This window comes from Paenibacillus sp. NPDC058071 (genome assembly GCF_042885235.1).
Lineage (GTDB): Bacteria > Bacillota > Bacilli > Paenibacillales > Paenibacillaceae > Pristimantibacillus.
This window is the reverse complement of the sequence record NZ_JBHVSK010000005.1, coordinates 305,160-324,823: the sequence shown is the minus strand read 5'-3', so window position 1 is coordinate 324,823 and position 19,664 is coordinate 305,160. Positions and strand designations below refer to the sequence as shown.

19 protein-coding genes are annotated in these 19,664 nt (G+C 51.8%); 7 read left to right on the top strand and 12 right to left on the bottom strand.

Features of this window, described 5'->3' with window-relative positions; all coding sequences use genetic code 11:
• Nucleotides 1–18 precede the first annotated feature (18 nt).
• Nucleotides 19–804, bottom strand: coding sequence for a YesL family protein (locus tag ACFVTB_RS11130; protein WP_387748446.1), 786 nt, complete (start codon nucleotides 802–804; stop codon nucleotides 19–21).
• A 209-nt stretch (nucleotides 805–1,013) separates the two neighbouring features.
• Entirely contained in the window at nucleotides 1,014–2,606 is a 1,593-nt protein-coding gene (gene cshA, locus ACFVTB_RS11125; protein WP_387748444.1) for a degradosome RNA helicase CshA, read from the bottom strand.
• Between the two features lie 203 nt (nucleotides 2,607–2,809).
• Between cshA and ACFVTB_RS11120 the strand changes: the two genes are divergently transcribed.
• The 3 genes from ACFVTB_RS11120 (at nucleotide 2,810) to ACFVTB_RS11110 (ending at nucleotide 5,397) form a co-directional block, all read left to right on the top strand.
• Entirely contained in the window at nucleotides 2,810–3,607 is a 798-nt protein-coding gene (locus tag ACFVTB_RS11120) for a YitT family protein (RefSeq protein WP_387748597.1), read from the top strand.
• Between the two features lie 218 nt (nucleotides 3,608–3,825).
• Entirely contained in the window at nucleotides 3,826–4,014 is a 189-nt protein-coding gene (locus tag ACFVTB_RS11115) for a hypothetical protein (protein WP_387748595.1), read from the top strand.
• A 195-nt stretch (nucleotides 4,015–4,209) separates the two neighbouring features.
• Nucleotides 4,210–5,397 (top strand): putative glycoside hydrolase, encoded by a 1,188-nt coding sequence (locus ACFVTB_RS11110; protein WP_387748442.1) that lies wholly within the window; start codon nucleotides 4,210–4,212, stop codon nucleotides 5,395–5,397.
• Between the two features lie 109 nt (nucleotides 5,398–5,506).
• Here the strand turns inward: ACFVTB_RS11110 and ACFVTB_RS11105 are convergent, their stop codons facing one another.
• The 7 genes from ACFVTB_RS11105 to ACFVTB_RS11075 form a co-directional block, all read right to left on the bottom strand.
• The gene (locus tag ACFVTB_RS11105; protein WP_387748440.1) at nucleotides 5,507–6,316 is read right to left on the bottom strand and encodes a GNAT family N-acetyltransferase; all 810 of its coding nucleotides are present in this window, start codon (nucleotides 6,314–6,316) and stop codon (nucleotides 5,507–5,509) included.
• 59 nt (nucleotides 6,317–6,375) lie between these two features.
• Nucleotides 6,376–7,479 (bottom strand): sensor histidine kinase, encoded by a 1,104-nt coding sequence (locus tag ACFVTB_RS11100; protein WP_387748438.1) that lies wholly within the window; start codon nucleotides 7,477–7,479, stop codon nucleotides 6,376–6,378.
• Nucleotides 7,479–8,156, bottom strand: a complete 678-nt coding sequence (locus ACFVTB_RS11095) for a response regulator transcription factor (RefSeq protein WP_387748436.1) — start codon at nucleotides 8,154–8,156, stop codon at nucleotides 7,479–7,481. Before ACFVTB_RS11095 ends, ACFVTB_RS11100 begins: the two co-directional genes overlap by 1 nt.
• A gap of 38 nt (nucleotides 8,157–8,194) precedes the next feature.
• Complete coding sequence (locus ACFVTB_RS11090) at nucleotides 8,195–9,988, bottom strand: ABC transporter ATP-binding protein (protein WP_387748593.1); 1,794 nt, start codon at nucleotides 9,986–9,988, stop codon at nucleotides 8,195–8,197.
• 353 nt (nucleotides 9,989–10,341) lie between these two features.
• Entirely contained in the window at nucleotides 10,342–11,310 is a 969-nt protein-coding gene (gene pfkA, locus ACFVTB_RS11085; RefSeq protein ID WP_387748434.1) for a 6-phosphofructokinase, read from the bottom strand.
• A 43-nt stretch (nucleotides 11,311–11,353) separates the two neighbouring features.
• Entirely contained in the window at nucleotides 11,354–12,436 is a 1,083-nt protein-coding gene (locus tag ACFVTB_RS11080; RefSeq protein WP_387748432.1) for a tetraprenyl-beta-curcumene synthase family protein, read from the bottom strand.
• Nucleotides 12,437–12,458: 22 nt separating this feature from the next.
• Nucleotides 12,459–12,776 carry a hypothetical protein gene (locus ACFVTB_RS11075; protein ID WP_387748430.1) on the bottom strand — a complete coding sequence of 106 codons (318 nt, stop codon included), beginning with the start codon at nucleotides 12,774–12,776 and terminating at the stop codon, nucleotides 12,459–12,461.
• A 179-nt stretch (nucleotides 12,777–12,955) separates the two neighbouring features.
• Between ACFVTB_RS11075 and ACFVTB_RS11070 the strand changes: the two genes are divergently transcribed.
• Complete coding sequence (locus ACFVTB_RS11070; protein WP_387748428.1) at nucleotides 12,956–14,149, top strand: MFS transporter; 1,194 nt, start codon at nucleotides 12,956–12,958, stop codon at nucleotides 14,147–14,149.
• Between the two features lie 66 nt (nucleotides 14,150–14,215).
• On the opposite strand, the gene ACFVTB_RS11065 is transcribed toward ACFVTB_RS11070, so the two are convergent.
• Entirely contained in the window at nucleotides 14,216–14,920 is a 705-nt protein-coding gene (locus tag ACFVTB_RS11065) for a class I SAM-dependent methyltransferase (RefSeq protein WP_387748426.1), read from the bottom strand.
• Between the two features lie 232 nt (nucleotides 14,921–15,152).
• Between ACFVTB_RS11065 and ACFVTB_RS11060 the strand changes: the two genes are divergently transcribed.
• The 3 genes from ACFVTB_RS11060 to pepF all read left to right on the top strand — a co-directional run bounded on the left by ACFVTB_RS11060 (nucleotide 15,153) and on the right by pepF (nucleotide 17,655).
• Nucleotides 15,153–15,386 carry a hypothetical protein gene (locus ACFVTB_RS11060; RefSeq protein WP_387748424.1) on the top strand — a complete coding sequence of 78 codons (234 nt, stop codon included), beginning with the start codon at nucleotides 15,153–15,155 and terminating at the stop codon, nucleotides 15,384–15,386.
• A 110-nt stretch (nucleotides 15,387–15,496) separates the two neighbouring features.
• Complete coding sequence (locus ACFVTB_RS11055) at nucleotides 15,497–15,679, top strand: hypothetical protein (protein WP_387748422.1); 183 nt, start codon at nucleotides 15,497–15,499, stop codon at nucleotides 15,677–15,679.
• 185 nt (nucleotides 15,680–15,864) lie between these two features.
• Complete coding sequence (gene pepF / locus ACFVTB_RS11050) at nucleotides 15,865–17,655, top strand: oligoendopeptidase F (RefSeq protein WP_387748420.1); 1,791 nt, start codon at nucleotides 15,865–15,867, stop codon at nucleotides 17,653–17,655.
• A 322-nt stretch (nucleotides 17,656–17,977) separates the two neighbouring features.
• On the opposite strand, the gene ACFVTB_RS11045 is transcribed toward pepF, so the two are convergent.
• Both ACFVTB_RS11045 and ACFVTB_RS11040 read right to left on the bottom strand, forming a co-directional pair.
• On the bottom strand, nucleotides 17,978–18,817 hold the full coding sequence (locus ACFVTB_RS11045; RefSeq protein ID WP_387748418.1) for a DUF92 domain-containing protein: 840 nt from the start codon (nucleotides 18,815–18,817) through the stop codon (nucleotides 17,978–17,980).
• A 100-nt stretch (nucleotides 18,818–18,917) separates the two neighbouring features.
• Nucleotides 18,918–19,661 (bottom strand): glycerophosphodiester phosphodiesterase, encoded by a 744-nt coding sequence (locus tag ACFVTB_RS11040; protein WP_387748416.1) that lies wholly within the window; start codon nucleotides 19,659–19,661, stop codon nucleotides 18,918–18,920.
• Nucleotides 19,662–19,664: the final 3 nt, after the last annotated feature.

The window sequence follows — 19,664 nt, the reverse complement described above, 5'->3', positions numbered from 1 at the left end:
GTAAACTTCGACAAGCAGTTATTTATTGTCTTTGCCCGAATCCGAGTTCGTCAGCTCGGCGAACTCTTCCGCTTCCTCTTCTTCGGCCTGCCTCGCCTTCTCCGCTTGATCCTGCAGCTTCTGATAGATCAAGTGGAAGTTCCAGAAGGACAGGTATGCGATAATGCTGCCCATGAAGAAAGGAATAAGGAACGTGAAGCGAGTGCTCAAGAACATAACCGCAATGGCCATAATAGCTGTGGAAAACGACCGGAACGGCTTACCAATCGTAATGAGAATGGCATTTTTGAGCAATTGAAACGTTTTCATATGATAGTGGACGACCATCGAGAAAAAGTTAAACATCGACACGACGAGCAGCAGCAGCAGCGCAATAAACAGATAAGACAGAATAGCCAGTTGCTCTCTGAAAAACTGGAAATCCAAAATCATGATGACGAACAGAACCGTATACACAATTCCGCCAATCATGCTTTGCAAGTAGTTTTCCTTATAACCGCGGAAATAGGTTTTGAACAATGGTGCGTCGGTTTCACCCATTACCCATTTACGGGCAATCGTGAACATAGCAGATGTTGCCGGAAAAAGCGTAAACGGAGCGACAATGGCAAGCAGCCACATCGTCTGATACAATTGGCCCAGCAGATCTTGTTCTGTGCCGCCTTCCGGGGCCATCAGCAGTCCGGTAAACGCGATAAACACAAACGGAATCGAGCATATAAGCCACAGTACATTAATAACGGACAGGCGCATGATCCACTCGGAAATCCTGTAAAATCCGCCCATTAGGCCTCTTGGTTCCATTCCTTCTGCCTCCACTACTGTAAGATACTTGATTAGCCTTTATTGCGCGTAGCAGGCCGTTATCCATTTCGGATACGCAAGCCGTCTTGCCGCCAGCTCATGAAAACAGGGAAGTCCGGGATGCCCGCAAGGCAAAACGGACTTCCCTGTGCTGTTCATGCTTTTTCGCATCGCGCGCAGTTTCCTGCGCACGGTGCGAAAGGATGCGCTTAGTTGTTTACGTAATCTTCGGAAGAAGGTTTCGGACGGCGCGATTCTCCGCTGTTGCTGCGGGTTCTGCCGTTATTGTCACGGTTGCGGTCGTAGCTTCCGCCACGGTATCCGCCGCCGCCATTGCCACCGTTGCTGCTGCCGTTGCTCGAACGACGATCGTCACGACCGCGGTATCCTCCGCCGCCATTTCCGCCGCGGGAGCCGCCAAACGAGCTGCCGCCGGAATAACGGCGACCGTTGGAACGGATATCCGGCTTCCGTTTTTTCGCGCGAAGCGGCTCTTCTGGAGTCAGCTCCACGTTTACGTCTTTCTTCTCTCCTGTCAGCAGCTTAACCGCTGCAGCGAGCAGATGAACGGAATCGTATTGATCAAGCAGTTGGATTGCGATGCTCTTGTACTCGTTGAAATCGTCGTTTTGCACGATTTCGAGAATGCGCTCCGCCGTAACCTTTTGCTTGCCTTCAATGGCTTCCGCCATGCTTGGCAGAGGCTTGCGGTTAATGCGTTGACGCGTTACTTTCTCGATGAAATGCAAGTGATCGATTTCGCGAGGCGTTACGAACGACAGAGCCGTTCCTTCTTTGCCCGCGCGGCCCGTACGGCCGATACGGTGAACATAGCTTTCCGGATCTTGCGGAAGGTCGAAGTTGATAACGTGCGTCACGCCCGACACGTCGAGACCGCGAGCGGCAACGTCAGTAGCGACGAGTACGTCGATGCTTCCATCGCGGAATTTGCGCATGACGTTATCGCGCTGATTCTGCGACAGGTCGCCGTGCAGACCGTCGGCCGAGTAGCCGCGCTTCTGCAAGCCTTCGCTCAATTCATCGACGCGGCGCTTCGTACGGCCGAAAATAATAGCCAACTCCGGCGATTCCATATCGAGCAGGCGGCTAAGCGCTTCGAACTTTTGGCGCTCATGCACTTCGATGTAAGCTTGATCGATAAGTGGAGCTGTAACCTGTTTCGGAATAACCGAAACATGCTCCGGATTTTTCAGGAATTGTTGGGCCAGCTTCTGAATGTTCGGCGGCATAGTAGCCGAGAACAGCATCGTTTGGCGTTCATCCGGAACCATTTTCAAAATGGATTGAATGTCTTCCATGAAGCCCATGTCCAGCATTTCATCCGCTTCGTCAAGAACGACCGTGTTAACGTCTTCCAAGCGAATGGTCTTCCGGTTGATGTGGTCAAGCAGTCGGCCCGGCGTGCCGATAATAATTTGCGGCTTCTTCTTCAGCGCGCGGATCTGGCGGCCGATTTCTTGTCCACCGTAAATTGGCAAGGAACGGAGCCCTTTGTATCGAGTCAACTTCCCGATTTCCTCGGCTACCTGAATAGCGAGTTCGCGGGTAGGGGTCATGATTAACGCGACAATGCGCTCTTCGCTGGTAGGAATTTTGTTGATCAGCGGAATTCCGAATGCAGCCGTTTTGCCTGTACCCGTCTGTGCTTGGCCGATCATGTCGCTACCGGTCATCGCAATTGGAATGGATTTGTCCTGGATCGGGGTAGATTCCTCGAATCCAAGCTCCGTAATTGCCTGCAACACTTTCGGTTCCAGGCCAAATTCAGCAAATGTTTTCAAACTTTCTCATACTCCTTTTTTTCTACAGCCTACTTAAAAATATCTGAATCATTATAGCACAAATTCGATTACGAATACCAGTAAAGTATAAAAAGGCATACTACATAAATAAAAGATCCCTTTTTATTGTCTCACTTTCAGTCATTCAAGGAGCGATCGCATTGAAGCATCCTCGAGCAAACAACCTGCTTTCGGCGACAGCCATGATCGTCGGCTCGCTGCTTATCGCCGCGAGCTTTAATCTGTTTTTAATCCCCCATCGGCTGCTCAGCGGCGGATTGTCCGGCATCGCGATGATGATCGGCTATATAACCGGCGGCAACATCGGATGGCTTTACTTATTGCTTAACCTGCCCGTTCTTATATGGGGATGGTTTGCTGTCGGGCGCCGATTTATTGCGTGGAGCATTTGCGCCGTTATAGCCTCCACCCTTTTCATGCAACTCATTCCGGTTGTAACAGTGACCGACGACATTGTGCTAGGCGCTGTTTTCGGCGGTATCGTGCTTGGCTTTGGAACCGGTCTTACGCTTAGGTACGGCGGCTCCTCAGGTGGCTTTGACATCATCGCCTCTATCGTTATCCGCAAACGCGATTTGCCTGTCGGCATGATTATCTTTATTTTGAACGGACTCGTCATCGCTGCTCTTGTCGCCTTTTCCCATGATTGGAACCTTGCGCTATATTCGCTCGTTGCCATCTATACGGCAGGCAAAATGGTCGATATTATTCATGTGCGCCACATTAAAGTGACCGCTTTTATCGTCACGACGTGCACGGAGGAACTGCTCGCCAAGCTGCTTTCCCATCCCCGAGGGATTACGATCATCAAGACACGAGGCGCTTATTCGTCCGCGGAACGGGATATGCTGATGACGGTTCGGACACGCTATGAATTAGAGGAACTGCGCAAAACGATCGCTTCTGTCGATCCGCGCGCATTCGTAAATATTGTCGAGACGGTCGGGGTCATGGGCGACTTTTCCAAACCTAAGGACTGACTTGCGCCCGCATCTCCACGCTGCATGCGACACGCGGCATACAGAGTACGGCACGCCGTATTCGGTGTGCAGCAAACAGCAAGGCACGGAAAGAGCGCTATACCTATCCCTATGTTTTTACCGATGTTCCTGTTATAATGGAATTATCCCGCTCGTTTCAATTTCATGCCATATGATTTGCCCTTAACCAATGATGAAAGGGTGATGCTCAGGTGGATATGGAAACTGTCACATTGTCTCAAATTGTGGAGAAGCTTGCGCCCGAACTTGGATCATTCCTAACGAAACGCGAGCTGGCAATCAACATTGTGCTGAGGGACGGGTTAGCCGTACTGGCTCCGGCCGATGCGATGGAAATCGTGCAGCTAAGTATTTGCGAGCACCAAGTAGAAGCTCTGTTACAGTAACTATCGGGAAAACGAAGGAAAGATTGTAAGCCTGCTGCCATGCGTCAGCAGGCTTTTTTGTTGTCCGCAACAGCACTGGAAGCCGATTTAGAAACAATTGGCGGCTTAAATATAGCCGTTTTGAAAAAAAATAAGTGCCACGGTTGTCCTTTGTGTTTTATAATTTGGGAAGAATAGCTAGCGGGGAGAGAATTTATGGACATCTTCTTTTCTACACTTATGCTGATGTACAGCCTGATGACAGGCACTGGAGAGGAAAATGCAGCGGCAAACCACGTGGCAGCTTCGCTGTTGAACGCTGCGTCGGGACAAACCGTCATCGAGACGTCGACACCGGGCCAGTCGGGCTTGCCGGGAAATACGGACGGCAAGAAGCAGGATCCGCAGCCGGATGCGCCCGTGGTCAAGGGCATCTACGTAACGGCCCACAGCGCCGGAGGAGCAAGAATGGAATCGCTGCTGAAGCTCGTGGACGATACCGATCTGAACAGCATGGTTATCGACATCAAAGACGACAACGGATACATAACTTATCCGACGGCAACGCCGGAGCTGCTGGAGCTCGGGACGCCGCAAAAGTATATTAAGGATATCGACGAGCTAATGGCTTCGCTCAAAAAGCATAACATTTATCCGATTGCGCGAATCGTCGTCTTTAAAGACACTGTCTTGGCACGAAAGCAGCCGGAGTGGAGCTTCCGACATTCCGACGGCACGATCTGGAAGAACGGCAAAGGCGAAAGCTTCGTCAACCCTTACCGCGAGGAAGTTTGGAAGTACAACGTCAATATCGCTAAGGAAGCGGCGCGCCTAGGCTTTAAGGAAATTCAGTTCGACTATGTGCGGTTCCCGGAAGGTTTCGAGAAGCGTGCCGAATCGCTCGCGTTCGACAAAAACGAAGCGAGCCGCGTCGACGCCGTCTCTGGGTTCGTCAAGTACGCCAGAGAGCAGCTTGAGCCGCTTGGCGTGCGCGTATCGGTCGATATTTTCGGCTATGCCGCCTCCGTGCCCGCTGCTGAAGGAATCGGCCAGGATTTCGTCAAAATATCGAATGACGTGCACGTCATTTCACCAATGATTTATCCGAGCCACTATACGACCGGCTGGTTCAGCCAAAAGGATCCCGATCTCAGCCCTTATGCCACAATCAAAGGCGCCATGGACGATACGCATAAGAAGCTGGACCCGATCGGCAAAGAAAAGCCGATTATCCGTCCTTGGATTCAAGACTTCACGGCAAGCTGGCTCGGGAAAGGCCATTATAAGAAATACGGCAAAGCCGAGGTCGAGGCCCAGATCAAAGCGCTTCGGGATTCGAACGTCAATGAGTACTTGCTCTGGAATGCGGGAAACAAATATTCGGCCGATGTCGAGTACAAGTAAAAGCGGTAATAAATGCAGCTGTTTGGTTTACAAAAACGAAGGACTCCTTCTCCTGCTTTGCAGTGGAACTGGAGCCCTTCGTTTTTATATTGGATTTGCAAAAAGCAGTTTAGCACAGCCCTGAGACTAAACGGGACAATGTAAAATTAACAATGAAAACCTCCTTGGTCCTTTTATAACCCAAGCTCTTATAGATATGGATAGCAGGTAAGTTATCGATAGATACGCCCAAATAGATATGAGGCGAACGCTTTTTCCCGAGATGCGTTAATTCACTTGTCAGGAGCTTTGCCAACCCTCTTCCTCTGAACTCCACCTTAGTTAATATATTGCCTATCTCTACAAGCTTTGCGTCATAAAAGTGATACCCCCCCATCGATATAAATTCGTTCCCCTGTTTAATACCAAGAAACGGATAGCGCTTAAGCTTATCTACTGTGAAAAACTTCATCCCGCCGCTTTGCAAAAAATCAACAGCCTCCGCATACTCGCTTTCCTGAACCTCGGTTACAGTGCTTGAATGAAGAAGTTTGGATTCATCTTCATGCTTCATCATTTGAAAACGCTGAGGAGTGCCGCTAATCAAGCCAAAGCCTTGAAACAGCTCAAGATCCTCCTGGCTAAGTATCGTGCCGCAAATGGCCTGTTCATCGAGCGTAATCGTTTCTCTTGTAAAAGCGATGAGTTCTGGAAAACGAATCTCCTTCCCTTCCACTCGGAAGAACGAAAAGGCGGGGAAGGAAAGCCCGCTAAAATAGGCGAATACGACTGTAAGTTGACCATTAATAAATTGGCCGATGTACTGCGCCTTCTCCTTGTGCTGCGTTACGTAGCTATAAAAAAGTAAATTCTGATCTGCATTTATATGGGGCAGTAATTCAACAACAGCTTTATGAGCAAGCAATTGGTGGGAAATCATTCTAACACCTCGCGATTTATACTTCCTTCCATTGTAAAACCCTTCTTCGATCGTTATCCTCAGCTCTGCTTTTGTTTCAGCATTTCTTCCGGTGGAAGGATAACCGTGAAAGCCGCTCCCTGGCCCGGCTCGCTCTCTAAGAATATATGGCCTTTATGCATATCGACGATTTTTTTGGCGAGCGACAATCCCAGCCCGCTGCCGCCGGTTTTGCGGCTTCTCGCCTTATCGGCTTTATAAAACCGTTGGAATACGAGCTCCCTGCTTTCCTCCGGAATCCCGATCCCATTGTCCGCGATCCGGAATCGGACAGATTGATCGGCTGCGTCACGCGACAGCCGGACGTCGATCCTGCCGCCCTCCGGCGTAAATTTAATCGCGTTGCCGAGCAAATTAATCCATACTTGGCTAAGCAGGTCTTCATCGCCAAAAACGAGCACTTCGTCCATGTCGACGTTCATCTCAAGTCTCTTCTCCGTCCATTGCGGCTCGCAGGATAAAATCAAATTGCCTAGCTGCCGATCCAGCCGATACGCTTTCGGCTCGAAGGGATGATGATCGGATTCGAGCGAAGACAGCTTGAGCAAGTTGTCGCTCAAGCGGGACAGTCTAACGCTTTCGCTTTCGATAATTCGCAAATACGACCGACGCGTCTCTTGCGGCAGGCTATCGTTTTGCAGCGCCCGGGCGAAGCCGCTGATCGACGTCAACGGCGTCTGAATTTCATGCGATACGTCGGAAATGAAAGCTTGCCGCAGCTGTTCCATTTCATCCAGCTCAACGGCCATATGATTAATTTCATGCATAATCGTTTCAAACGGCCCTCTATTCCGACGCCCAATATCGAGCCGCACTTTGAAATCTCCTTTTGCGATCCGTCGCATCGCATCGAGCGTGCTGTTGATTTCCATCGGCGTCTTGTTGCCTATCATCATGACGACGCGAATCACGCCGAAAATTAAAAATAAACCGATGAATGAATGAAGGATTTGCTTCCAGAAATCGGTTGGCTCCCAGCCAATCCAGCCGTACAGTAGGTTCATACCGAAATAAACGAGCCCCCAGCCTGCAGCCAGCACAAGACAGAACACAAAGACGCCGGCAGTCGCATGGGCAATAAAAAACCAGCGCCGATCCCCGTATTTCTCCTCCAGCCTCGACATTACCCCTTCACCTCCAGGCGATAGCCGAGGCCTCGAATCGTCACAATCCGAAAGCCGCTGTCAGCTTCCGGAAATCTTTCGCGCAGCCGATTGATGTGAACGTCGAGCGTTCTTTCGTTCCCCTCGAAGTCAAAGCCCCAAATGGACTCGATCAGCTGCCCTCGCGAGAATGATTGGCCGGGATAGCTCGCAAGCTTGAACAGCAGCTCGAACTCCTTAAGAGGAATAGTCAAGCGCTCGCCAGAAGAAGTCACCGCTAGTTGAGCACGATCGAGTACAACCTCCCCCGCCTGCACGAGCTGCGATGAGGCGATTCGATAACGCTTGAGCAGCGCCTTGACCCTGGCGATGAGCTCAAGCGGCTCGAAGGGCTTGACCAAGTAATCGTCTGCTCCCAGCTCGAACCCTTTCAGCTTTTGCGTGGTTTCCCCCTTCGCCGTCAACAGCAGACGAGGCATATCGCCGTAATGATCGCGAAGCTCCCGGCACAGCTCCCATCCGTCCATCTCCGGCATCATGACGTCGATAATGGCAAGGTCGGGCTTCTCCGCCTCGATCAAGGACAGCGCCTCTTTGCCATTCTCCGCCTCAAGCACCTCGAAGCCTTCCGCCTTCAGAAAATGACCGACCAGCCGCCGAATATTGGAATCGTCGTCCACAACCGCAATTCTCGTCATAGAGCATGCGCCCTCCTATCATCGTTTGCTTTAAAAGATTATCCCGACATCGATATCGTCTCCGTCAGCTTCAACTGCTGCTCCGCGAATTCGCGGTAAAGAGGATGCGTTTCGATCAGTTGCAGATGCGTTCCTCGTCCAGTAATGACCCCTTTTTCCATGAACAGTATTTGATCGGCGTCCACGACCGTCGACAACCGATGGGCGATAACGAGCGTTGTCCGGCCGGCCATTAAATTGTCCAGCGCTTGCTGCACGACCGCCTCCGACTGGCTGTCGAGACTGGACGTCGCTTCGTCAAGCATTAAAATGCTCGGATTGCGCAGCAGCGCCCTTGCAATTGCGATACGCTGGCGCTGACCGCCCGACAGCTTGATGCCCCTTTCGCCCACTTCCGTCTCGTATTTGTCCGGCAGCTCATCGATAAAACGATCGGCATAAGCCATACGCGCAGCTTGTCTCAGTTCCTCATCGCTAATTTCCCGCTTCGCACCGTAGCACAGATTATCCTTGATGGTCCCGGCAATGAGCGGACTTTCTTGCGAAACATAGCCGATGTGATTGCGCCAGGAAGCTAGCTGTATCTCGTAAATGCTGCTTCCTCCGATTGTTATATCGCCCTGCTGCGGCTCATAGAAGCGCTCCAGCAGCGAGAACATCGTCGTTTTGCCGCCGCCGCTTGGCCCGACGATCGCCGTTACGGTGCCCGGTTTCAACGCAAAGCTGACATCCCGCAGCACCGGCTCCTGATCCTCGTAAGCGAAGCTGACGCCTTCGACCAGAATCGGCCTCCGCGCATCGGCCAACACCTCGCCGGCTTCCGACGGTTCCTCATCGGCGCCAAGCGTCTCTACAATTCGTTCCGTCGCGCCTACCGCTTTATTCATTTGCGTGACAAACGTCGAGATTTGATTGATCGGCATGACGATCTGGATCAGATACAAAATAAAAGCGACCAAATCACCCGCCGTCAGCTCTCCGTTCGATACACGCATGCCGCCATATCCGATAATGAGCACCAGCATCGCCATCATCACTAACCCGATGAGCGGGAAAATAAACGCGCTCAGCTTGCCTTCCCGAATACCGAGCCGCAGCAGCTCGGAAATCGATTTTTTGCCTGCGTCGTATTCGATTTTTTCGGCATTCGACGCTTTGACGAGCCGAATTTCGGAAAGCGCCTGGTTCAGCGTCGATGTAAAAGTTGCCGTCTCATCCTGCAGCGTTTTCGACAACGACATCATTTTTCGTCCGATCGGGATCATGACGGCCATCGCAAACGGCACGGCAAGAAGCATCAGCAGCGTCATCCGCCAGTCCAAAAAGAGAAGAATGACAACCGCTCCGACTATCGAAATGATGCCGCTTAAGAAACCGGTCATATGCTCGGTAATTAGGCCTTTGACAATCGCCGTATCGTTTGTGACACGGCTGATCGTATCGCCCGTCCGGTGCTTGTCATAATAAGGGATCGTTAAGTTAAGCAGTTTCTTCCACAGTCTGTCTCGCAGTCCGGCAACAACCGACTGACCGATCCTCGCCAGCAAATAGATGGAAAAGCCCGAAGCCAGCGCCTGCCCGAGAAAAGCGACGCCTAACACGACGATTTGCCGCGTACCAATTTGCGACGTCGAAAAGCTGTCGACGACATCCTTTGTAAACAAAGGTACGATCAACGAGGCTGCCGTCGATACAACGCTCAGCAAAATCGCGATTGTCAAAAGCAGCTTCGGCGGCTTCGTCTCCATAATCATTTTTAAAAACGGCTTCCAGCTGCCAATACTCTTTTTCCCAGCTTTACCGGCCGGCACCTTGGCTCCTTCAGTGTGCATTTCGGCTCTGTTGTTCTGTTCGTTATGATCCATTGTCTGCTCCAACTCCTCTATCTGTATGAAAGAAGTTTACTTCCTTATTGTAAACGGAATTTAAACCGAATGCATAACGGCCCCGGAGCCAAGAACACTGAGCGCAGCATACAACGCGATGTTGCGCTGCATGGCGGTGAGTGATCGACCATTATGCATTTAAAGCCACCGTTACTTAACGCACCGCACTCCTAAGAAATTGGGCACGTCGGACGAAAAAAAGCCCGGGCATATGCCCGAGCCGCTGCAGCCGCCAGCTGGAACGAAGCCAGCAGCGCGACCAAACTATTAAATAATTGAACTTGGCTCTAAGTCTGCAATTATTGCGACAAACGGAGCGCCAGCTCGTAAAGATCCATATTAAACGGTTTTTTGGAATTAACGACCGTATCGATATCTGTCGTCACCAGTTCACCTTTAACAATGCCGCATGCCTTGCCCGATTCGCCGGCCATCAATTGCTGAACCGCAAAATCGCCGAGACGGCTTGCCAAAATACGGTCGGTTGCCGTTGGCGTGCCTCCGCGTTGAATGTGACCAAGAACCGTTACGCGCGGTTCCAATCCGCAGCCGTCCAAAATTTCGCGTGCGATATCGTCGCCTTTGCCAGCGCCTTCAGCTACCACGATAATGCTGTGGCGTTTGCCTTTTGCGAAGTTGGCTTTCATACGCTCGGATACTTCTTTGGAATCATAAGGCACTTCCGGTACGATAATCGTCTCGGCGCCGCTCGCAAGACCGGCATACAGAGCGATATCGCCGCAATGGCGACCCATAACCTCAACGACCGAGGAACGCTCGTGCGAGGACATCGTGTCGCGAATTTTGTTAATCGCATCAACAACGATGCTAACGGCCGTATCGAAGCCGATCGTATAGTCGGTGAACGGAATATCATTGTCGATTGTGCCTGGCAAGCCCATCGTTTTGATGCCCAGCTTGCTCAGCTTGTTCGCGCCTTGGTAAGAGCCGTCGCCGCCGATAACGACCAGACCGTCAATGCCTCTGGCCCGAAGCACGTCTGCGCCGCGCTGTTGGCCTTCCGCCGTCACAAACTCTTTACAGCGAGCCGTTTGCAAAATAGTGCCTCCGCGTTGAATGATATCGCCTACGCTGCGAAGATCCATCGGACGGAGATCGTCGTTCAGCAAGCCTTGGTAGCCGCGCTGTACGCCGTATACTTCAATCCCGTGAAACAAGGCGCTGCGCACGACCGCGCGTACTGCCGCGTTCATCCCTTGCGAGTCGCCTCCGCTCGTTAATACTGCAATCGATTTTACTGAAGACATCTTCCATTCCTCCAAAAAAATAATAGACTTTGTTTATATATAACTAAGCTTGCTGCTTCCGAATCCAAATGCTGTTGACCAGAAAAAACAAGCGGGTAAACGGACTTTTCTTCATCAATTTTTTCGTCACGCTTTGCACGTCGGTTTGCGACTTAATCTTCGGATCGGACAAGTAAAGCGCGAGCAGGCCTTCGATAATAAGACCGTGGAATCTGGAAGCTGGCAGCTGCCGTACGTCACGGCGGGCATGGGTCGCAATAAATCCGATTCGTTCGGCCAGACGCTGCTGACTGTCGTAATAGCTGCAAAAATTAAGATCGCCGCCCGTCTCGTCCTCCTCCTGATCGATCAAATAATCGAGCATGATATGGAGTCCGCATACGTGCGGAAAATAAATCTCCTTGATCTCCCTGGCGTCGCTTTGAGACAAGCCGTCTCCGCTCGCCGCCAAAAATAGCGTAAACATACCGAGCGTAGAGCCCGTCGCGGCGGCAAACTCATTCCACTGCAGTCCGGGGTAATGCTCCATATGCTCTTCCCACCAGGATAAAAGCTGCGGTTCCCGCAATTCTTTGCGAATATGCTTGTACACCTGAAGATCGCCGTATAACCCAACCAATTCCTTTACGCTTCGAAGCACGCTGCCGTAAGACGGCAGCTTGGCGACGTTCGTCTGGCATGTGCGAACCAAATGGTGAAGATAGCCGCCGTCGTCCCGTTCCTTGCGATGCGCATAATAGTCAGTTAACGACGCATCGGGATCAACCGCATCCAGCATCGATTGATGGAGCAGCCGGAAATCTTCCGGGTCGAGCGACGTGCTTCGATCGCACAAATTGTCCAAATAGTCGCTAATCGTCTGAAGCGCGACAATGAGCGGAATTAGGACATGCCGATATTCCATGTTCGCGCAGGCGTATACCGCTCCGCCCTGGCAATGAAATTTCTTGCTTGCCATGCTGCTGAGCGCCTGTGTACGCAGCTCAGGATCGGGAATGCGCTCCGCCAGCTGCCGCAGCCGATCAAGCTCGGCCTCTACATCGGGCAGTATGTAGCGATAAACGCGATACATTAATTTGAAAGGTCCTTGCGGGATCTGACGGGTGGTTACAGTCGTCAAACGCATCCTATTTGTCTCCTTCCATCGCTTAGGAATGCCGACGCGAATCGAGTTGTTGATTGACACGGTACCAGATGTGAAGATCGTTGATCCGGCTCGCATATTCGGCGATTTCCGCATTGATCCGGCAGGACTCTGCAAAGTTTTCTTCTTCAAACAGCTCCGCCTGCTTCACATTGATAATGCGCTCAAACTCCATGATTCGATCTGGAATGGCGCCGCGGATAAGCTCCCACCGCTCTACCATTTCCGATTGCTCCCTGGTCCCGTACGACTCCCATTCACCCTCCAGCACAGGTAGAGCGATCCGAAGCCGTTCATTCCATTGAAACCGATAATCCCCCATAATGAACCTCCACACATTAATGTACCATTTCGACAACCAATAATCCAGCGCTTCATGGTATACTGATTTACAAAAATGATAGAATTCAAGCGCTAACGGCGTCATCGAAACATCGCAAATTCACCCCTTATACGCCTTATCGCTCCCAATAGAACAGACAGGAAGTGACCCGTCCAATTATGGATAGTTCGATCTCTGCAAAAGAAACCGCTGTAAATTCGGTATCCGCCAGAAAGGAAACAGCCGCGCTGCGCGGCTTCAGCTTTGCCGCCTATGCGACGCACGCGGCGGTCGTCTCCTTTCTTCCTTTATATTTTTTGGATAAAGGCTTTACGCCTTCCCAAATCGGCATTATCGCCTCGACCGGTCCTTTCATATCCATATTCGCCAATTTGCTGCTCGGCTGGGCGAGCGACCGGTTTCAGACGATCAAAAAGCTGCTGACGCTGTTGCTGTTCGGGCAGCTCGCCTCGCTTGCGCTGCTTTTTCCAGCCGAGCAATTCGCGGTAATTTGCGCGGTGATGACCGCTTTTTATTTTTTCCAGACACCGATCAACCCGCTGAGCGACAGCCTCTTTTTGCTTTCCAGCCAGTATACGGGTACGCCCTACGCGCTCATTCGCATATTCGGCTCGCTCGGCTTCGCCGCGTCCGCTTTCGCTTTCGGCCTGCTGCTGAAAGTCGTCGGCACCGGATGGACGCTGCCTATTGCGCTCGGGACGATCACCCTCTCGCTGCTTTTTTCGTTTATCATTAAAGATTATAGGGGAAGCGCAGGCAAAATCGATTTTTCAGGCTTTTTCGTTCTGATGCGCAAGCCGCAAATCGTTATCTTCTTTTTTATAATATTACTTATTTCCATTTCTCACCGGATGTACGAAGGCTTTCTTGGACTTACGCTGCGGGAAATGGGCGCGTCCGACTCGCTTGTCGGGAGTGCCTGGCTCCTCTCCGCAATGAGCGAAATTCCGATCCTGTTCCTGCTTGGCAAGTACGGACACAAGTTTAAAGAAATACCATTGCTTGTTATCGCGTGCTTGCTCTATGCGTTAAGACTGGGACTGTTAAGCGAAATCAGCGATCCGCGCCTCGTGCTCGCCACGCAGCTTATGCACAGTGTAACGTTTGGCATTTATTTCTCAACGGCGCTTCGCTACATTTCACGCCTTATTCCAGACGAATTCCGTTCTTCGGGCCAGGCGGTGCACGCGATCGTCTGGACTGGAATCGCCGGTGTGCTAAGCGGCACGTTCGGCGGCTACGTGTTCGAATTTTTCGGCCGCGATACGTTTTTCCATATCGGCTCGGCGCTTGCGCTCGTCGCTGCAGGCGGCTTTATCGCTCTGCATCTGTACAACAGGAACCGGGTATAAAACGTAAACAAAGCTCCTCTCGGAACGGCCGAGGGGAGCTTTGTTTACGTTTTATTTAGTCAAACTTTATCGCAAGACGATTTTCAAATAGTGATCGGAGCCCGGGATAAACGGCAAATTCGACTGACAGATTTCCGGCTCGCCGCCGGCTTCCCTGATCGCGATCAGCAGCTCATCCAGCCGCTCGTATCGCTCCCAATTGAGCGACAGCAGCGGGTAAATGCGCACCTCGCCGCCCGGCTTGCACACGCGCATTAGCTCCAGCACGGATTGTTTATGAAATTCAAAGCCAAACTGCTCGGCGTATAAAAACAAAAAATGACTGCAAAGCGCCAGCGAAAAGGTCCCGTCTGCAAAAGGCAGCTGAGGCAGCCCTCCAGCAATATATCGTTGCTTTCCTTCTTCTTCGCTCAAATGAGATACAAACCGACGAAGCGATTCCTCGCGTCCAGCCCGATGAAGCTTCACATTACCGTAGTAGCTCCAGTCGAACGTTCCCTTCAGCTTATCGATCTTGGCCGTCGACACGGTGATTTCTTCGGTTGCCTCGCGGATCCATTCATTTGCGTTCTTCGAATAACGAGGATCGACGGCGTAAGCGTCCGCTCCCCTGCCGCACAATTCCGCCGTGAACGACGATGCTCCCCCCGCCACGTCGAGGACGCTTCCTCGGCTTAGCAGCGTCTCGTTCAGATCGAACATGCGGACGTATTCATTAAATCCGCGGCATGTCATAGCAACGCCAATTTGCTCGTAATGCGTAGTTGTCATTCTTGCACTCTCCTCTTCTCATCTCATCTAATCTGATCTCGCCTCGTCTTTGCGTTTGCCTGCCGACCAATTCAAACCTCGACACTCCCGATTGGAGCTTTTCTAGTCAAGTCTTTCGCCAGCGGGAAAACTGTCCTTATTCTACCATTCGAAGTTATTGATTTCCACCCCTAGTTTTGGCTATGATGAAGAGTATACAATTTTACAGCTCGTTCGAAAGGTGGTTGCAGGCATGTTCAAAAAACATGAAATCTACAAAACAGATAAATATAATATGCTAACCGTGGAAGTGAGAGGCAAAACGTTGATTGTCCGGGAAATATCCGATCAATGGGGTGAGGAATGCCACACGTTTGTCAGTCGTCCGGAGATGATGCATTGGGCGGAAAACCGTTTCAAAGTTTCTTCTTTTAAAGGCAGCGAGGAAGAACGCGAAGCGATTATCACTGCGTTTAAGGCCGTCTGATTTTTGGTTCGCCGCAGCATATCGCCGCACCGGCAGGAAAATTCCTCCTGTGCGGCGAACATAACGCTAAAGCATACCGCATAAGAGCTAATACGGGAGGCCCAACAGAAATGGATTTTACCGCAACGATTATTTTCGTCATTGCTTCCTTCGCGCTTGGCGCAGTCGTCTATATGAAACGCGATTCGCTGCCAGCAAATATGAAGCGCAGTTTGGCGCTCATTTCGATTTTAATGATCGCCTTTTCGTTTTTTCTGATCGTTTATAGTCTTTATTCGATGGGGCTGGAGTAAAAACAGGCGGAGCCGCACATACTAGGACAAACTGTGTCCCAGAGGTGACTGCCCGGATGAAATGGCTGACCATTTTGCTGGCTTTAAGCTTGGCGCCGGGGTCGTCAGCGGCCGCTTCCTATCCGCACGCCGCCCCTAGCTCCAAGCAAGCCGCACCATTATCCGTACCGAGGAGGAGTAGTACCATGAATCAAGTACCGAAACGTTCCGAATCCGCTGTCGAGACTCGCTGGAAGCTGGAGGATTTGTTCCCTAACCAAGCGGCCTGGGACAAAGAATACGACGAAGCGAAAGCTTTAATGAAGAAAGTATCGGCCTTCGAAGGAAAGCTGAGCGATGCCCAGCAGCTGAAAGCATGCTTCGAGCTTGAGGACGAAATTTCCCTCCATGTGGAACGGCTTTATGTATACGCCAATATGAAGCATCATGAAGATACGGCTGAACCCGAGTTTCAGTCGCTGTCCGAGAAATCGAAAAAAATTAGCGTCGAAACAGGCGAGGCCCTTTCGTTCATTACGCCGGAAGTGTTGTCGCTGTCCGATGACAAACTGGATGAGCTAATTGCCGATCCGGAGCTCGCAACGTTCCGCCATACGCTCGAGGAAATGCGTCGCCAGAAAGCGCATATTTTATCGAAAAGCGAAGAAGCGCTGCTTGCGCAAGTTGGCAACGTCAGCTCCGCACCGGGAACGATTTTCAACATGCTGAACAACGCGGATCTGAAATTCCCGAAAGTGAAAAATGATAAAGGCGAGGAAGTCGAGCTAACGCACGGCCGCTACATTCAATTTCTGGAGAGCGCCAAGCCGGAAGTGCGCCGGGATGCTTTTAAAGCGATGTACGATACATACGGCAAGCTGAAAAACACACTCGGTTCGACGCTTAACGCGAACGTAACGAAAAATGTTTTTTATGCGCGCGCCCGCAAGTACCCTTCGGTATTGGAAATGTCGTTGTACGGCGACAACATTCCGACAACGGTCTACACCAATCTGATTGATACGATTCATAAGTCGCTGCCGCTGATGCATCGCTATATGAAGCTTCGCAAGAAATTGCTTGGCGTCGACGAGCTTCATATGTATGATCTGTTCGCTCCGCTCGTTGACGAATTCGAGATGAACATTACGTACGATGAAGCGAAAGCGACGGTAAAAGAAAGCTTGAAGCCGCTTGGAGAAGACTACTTGGGCGCTTTGCAGGACGGCTTCGACAACGGCTGGGTCGACGTATACGAGAACGAAGGCAAGCGCAGCGGCGCTTACAGCTGGGGCGCATTCGGCACCCATCCTTACGTGCTGCTCAACCATAAAGACAACTTGAACAGCATGTTCACGCTGACGCACGAGATGGGCCACGCTCTTCACTCGTACTACTCGGACCATAATCAAAGCTACCGCGACGCGCAATATACGATCTTCTTAGCGGAAGTAGCGTCGACGACGAACGAAGCGCTGCTGATGGACTATTTGCTGAACAAGTCGACTGATCCAAAAGAAAAAATGTTCCTGCTTACGTACTACGCGGACCAATTCCGGACGACCGTCTTCCGTCAAACGATGTTTGCCGAGTTCGAGAAAATCGTTCACGAGCGGACTGAAGCCGGTGAGTCGCTGACGCCGCAGGAATTAAGCAAAATTTATTATGATCTGAACGTGCTGTACCACGGCAAAGAGATGGTCATCGATAAAGAAATCGAAATGGAATGGGCACGCATTCCTCACTTCTATACCAGCTTCTACGTGTTCAAGTACGCGACCGGTTTCTCAGCAGCGACTAGCTTTGCGAAGCAAATATTGGACGAAGGCGCTCCAGCCGTCGACCGCTATCTTGGCTTCCTGAAGAGCGGCGGCAGCGACTTCTCGATCAATATATTGCAAAAAGCGGGCGTCGACATGTCCTCGCCTGAACCGATCGAGCAAGCGATGAGCGTATTCGAAAGTCTGATTGAACAAATGGAACAGCTGACGAAATAATAGCAAGCGTGAAAAAAAGCCCCTGTCGGAACCGTTTCGCCGGACATCATCGTCCGTCGAACGGCCCTGGCAGGGGCTTTCTTGTTTATTTTGGGCTCAAAACCGAAATCAGTGCATGACTTAAAGTGAGAGGAAGCTCTGCGGGTCAGAGGGTTTTGGATAGAGTTTTGCGGTAGGAATCATGCTTTAAAAGCGACCACTGCCGTTTCTCCAGAATCCCTCTGCCCCTCCACTGCTCCCTACTTTTAGTCAATCACTGATTTTAAGTCTGATCCAATTTTTGAAAGAAGTTCTTGTCTGACAGTTCTATCGCCATTAACCGTTAGCCAATCAGCAACAAGCCAAGCGCCCAGCCGATCGCGCCCGCTGCGAGCGATGACAGCATATTCACCCGGTCGTTATTCATCCAGGCTATTCCTCTAAGAGGTACTGTCTTTGTACCGCAATGAACGGTGCGTTCTGTTTCGGCTCCGCATTTCGGGCAGCGGTACATCGCTTGAACGGTCGCACCGAGCAGCGAATCGGCGTAACAGCCGGCGAAACCCGCCAGCGCAGCGACAACTGCAACCGCTGCTGCGCTTGCAGACGTCGTCTCCGTTGGCCAGAGCCAAGCTGCGACAAGGCCAATGAACGCGGCTCCTGCGAACGCTGCGGCAGACCCGAGCGCTGTAACTGCACCGCTCGTGCCTGCGGCAACCTTCTTGCCCGACAGCAGCGAACGAGGCGCTGAGCGGCTCAAAGCGCCAATCTCAGTCGCCCAAGTATCGGCATTGACTGCTCCCATCACGCCGATAAAGGCATACAGCCAGCCGGCCGAAGGCCATATGGCGTCCGCCGCGCATAGCGCCAGACCGATTCCGCCGTTGGCCCATACTTGACCGGCGTCGCGACGGCCGGTTTTCTCATAGTTCGCCTCCGCTTGCGCTTTGGCTCGATGTCTTTTCTTATATTTCGACCATGCCGTCGATGAAATAAAAAAAGCAATGAGGCAAGCAAACCAAATCGGTTCGCCAAGCGCGATAAACCCAGCGCCCATGGCCAACGCCGAAAGCGCGCCTGAGCCAGATAGCGCCCGGGCTCGATAGGCGGCGGCAGCCGCCAAACCGGCGCCAATAACGCCAATAAGGAGACGCAGCCACCACTCGTCGATAATTCCAACCATTGCTACCCTTCATCCCTTCTGGCGTATGAATCACTGCCAACGCACCGCTCCATCACACTAAGCGTGGAGAGACGACCGGCTCTGACTGCGTTTTTTTGCATTAGCGCACGGCTATTCCAGCCAGCGCTTCCTGCCAACGATCCAAATAATTGGTGCAAATCATAATATCCGGGTCCAGCGCTGCTGTTTTTCGAATGGCTCGCACCTCGTTCGGTGTCCACGCCATCGTGCGAATGCCCGCTTCCTTTAACCGATTAATACGTTCTGGCTTCAGCTTGCCGTATTCGATGGACAAGAAATCGGAATCCGTGCCGCGTAGCTCGGCAATCAGCGATTCCCTCCACTTGTCGACGATAAGCCCGGTCCGTGCTTCTCCATCGGTCAAACTGCGCATCGTGTGAAGCGCCCCCGCGTGAAAAGAAGTGATGACTACGTCATTTTCCGCGCCATATGCTTTGACCAGCGACCAGACTCGTTCTTCGATATGCGGATAGCGGATACCGTCCGTTTTCAGCTCGATATTCAGGCCAATTCGTCCGAACCCTTCTTGCAGCACCTCTTCCAGGAGCGGAATCCGCTCACCCCTGTAACGAGGAGAAAACCAGCTTCCGGCATCGAGCGCGGACAGCTCCTCGGCCGTCCAATCCTTGACCAGGCCGCGTCCATTCGTCGTCCTCCGCAGCTTGTAATCATGGATGACGACCGGCACGCTGTCCTTCGACAGCTGGACGTCGATTTCCACCCACTCGACCCGCGGCTCCTCAATGGCAAGGCGAATAGCGGCCATCGTATTTTCCGGCGCCCGGCCAGACCAGCCTCGATGCGCAACGCACGGGTTTCTCATTGC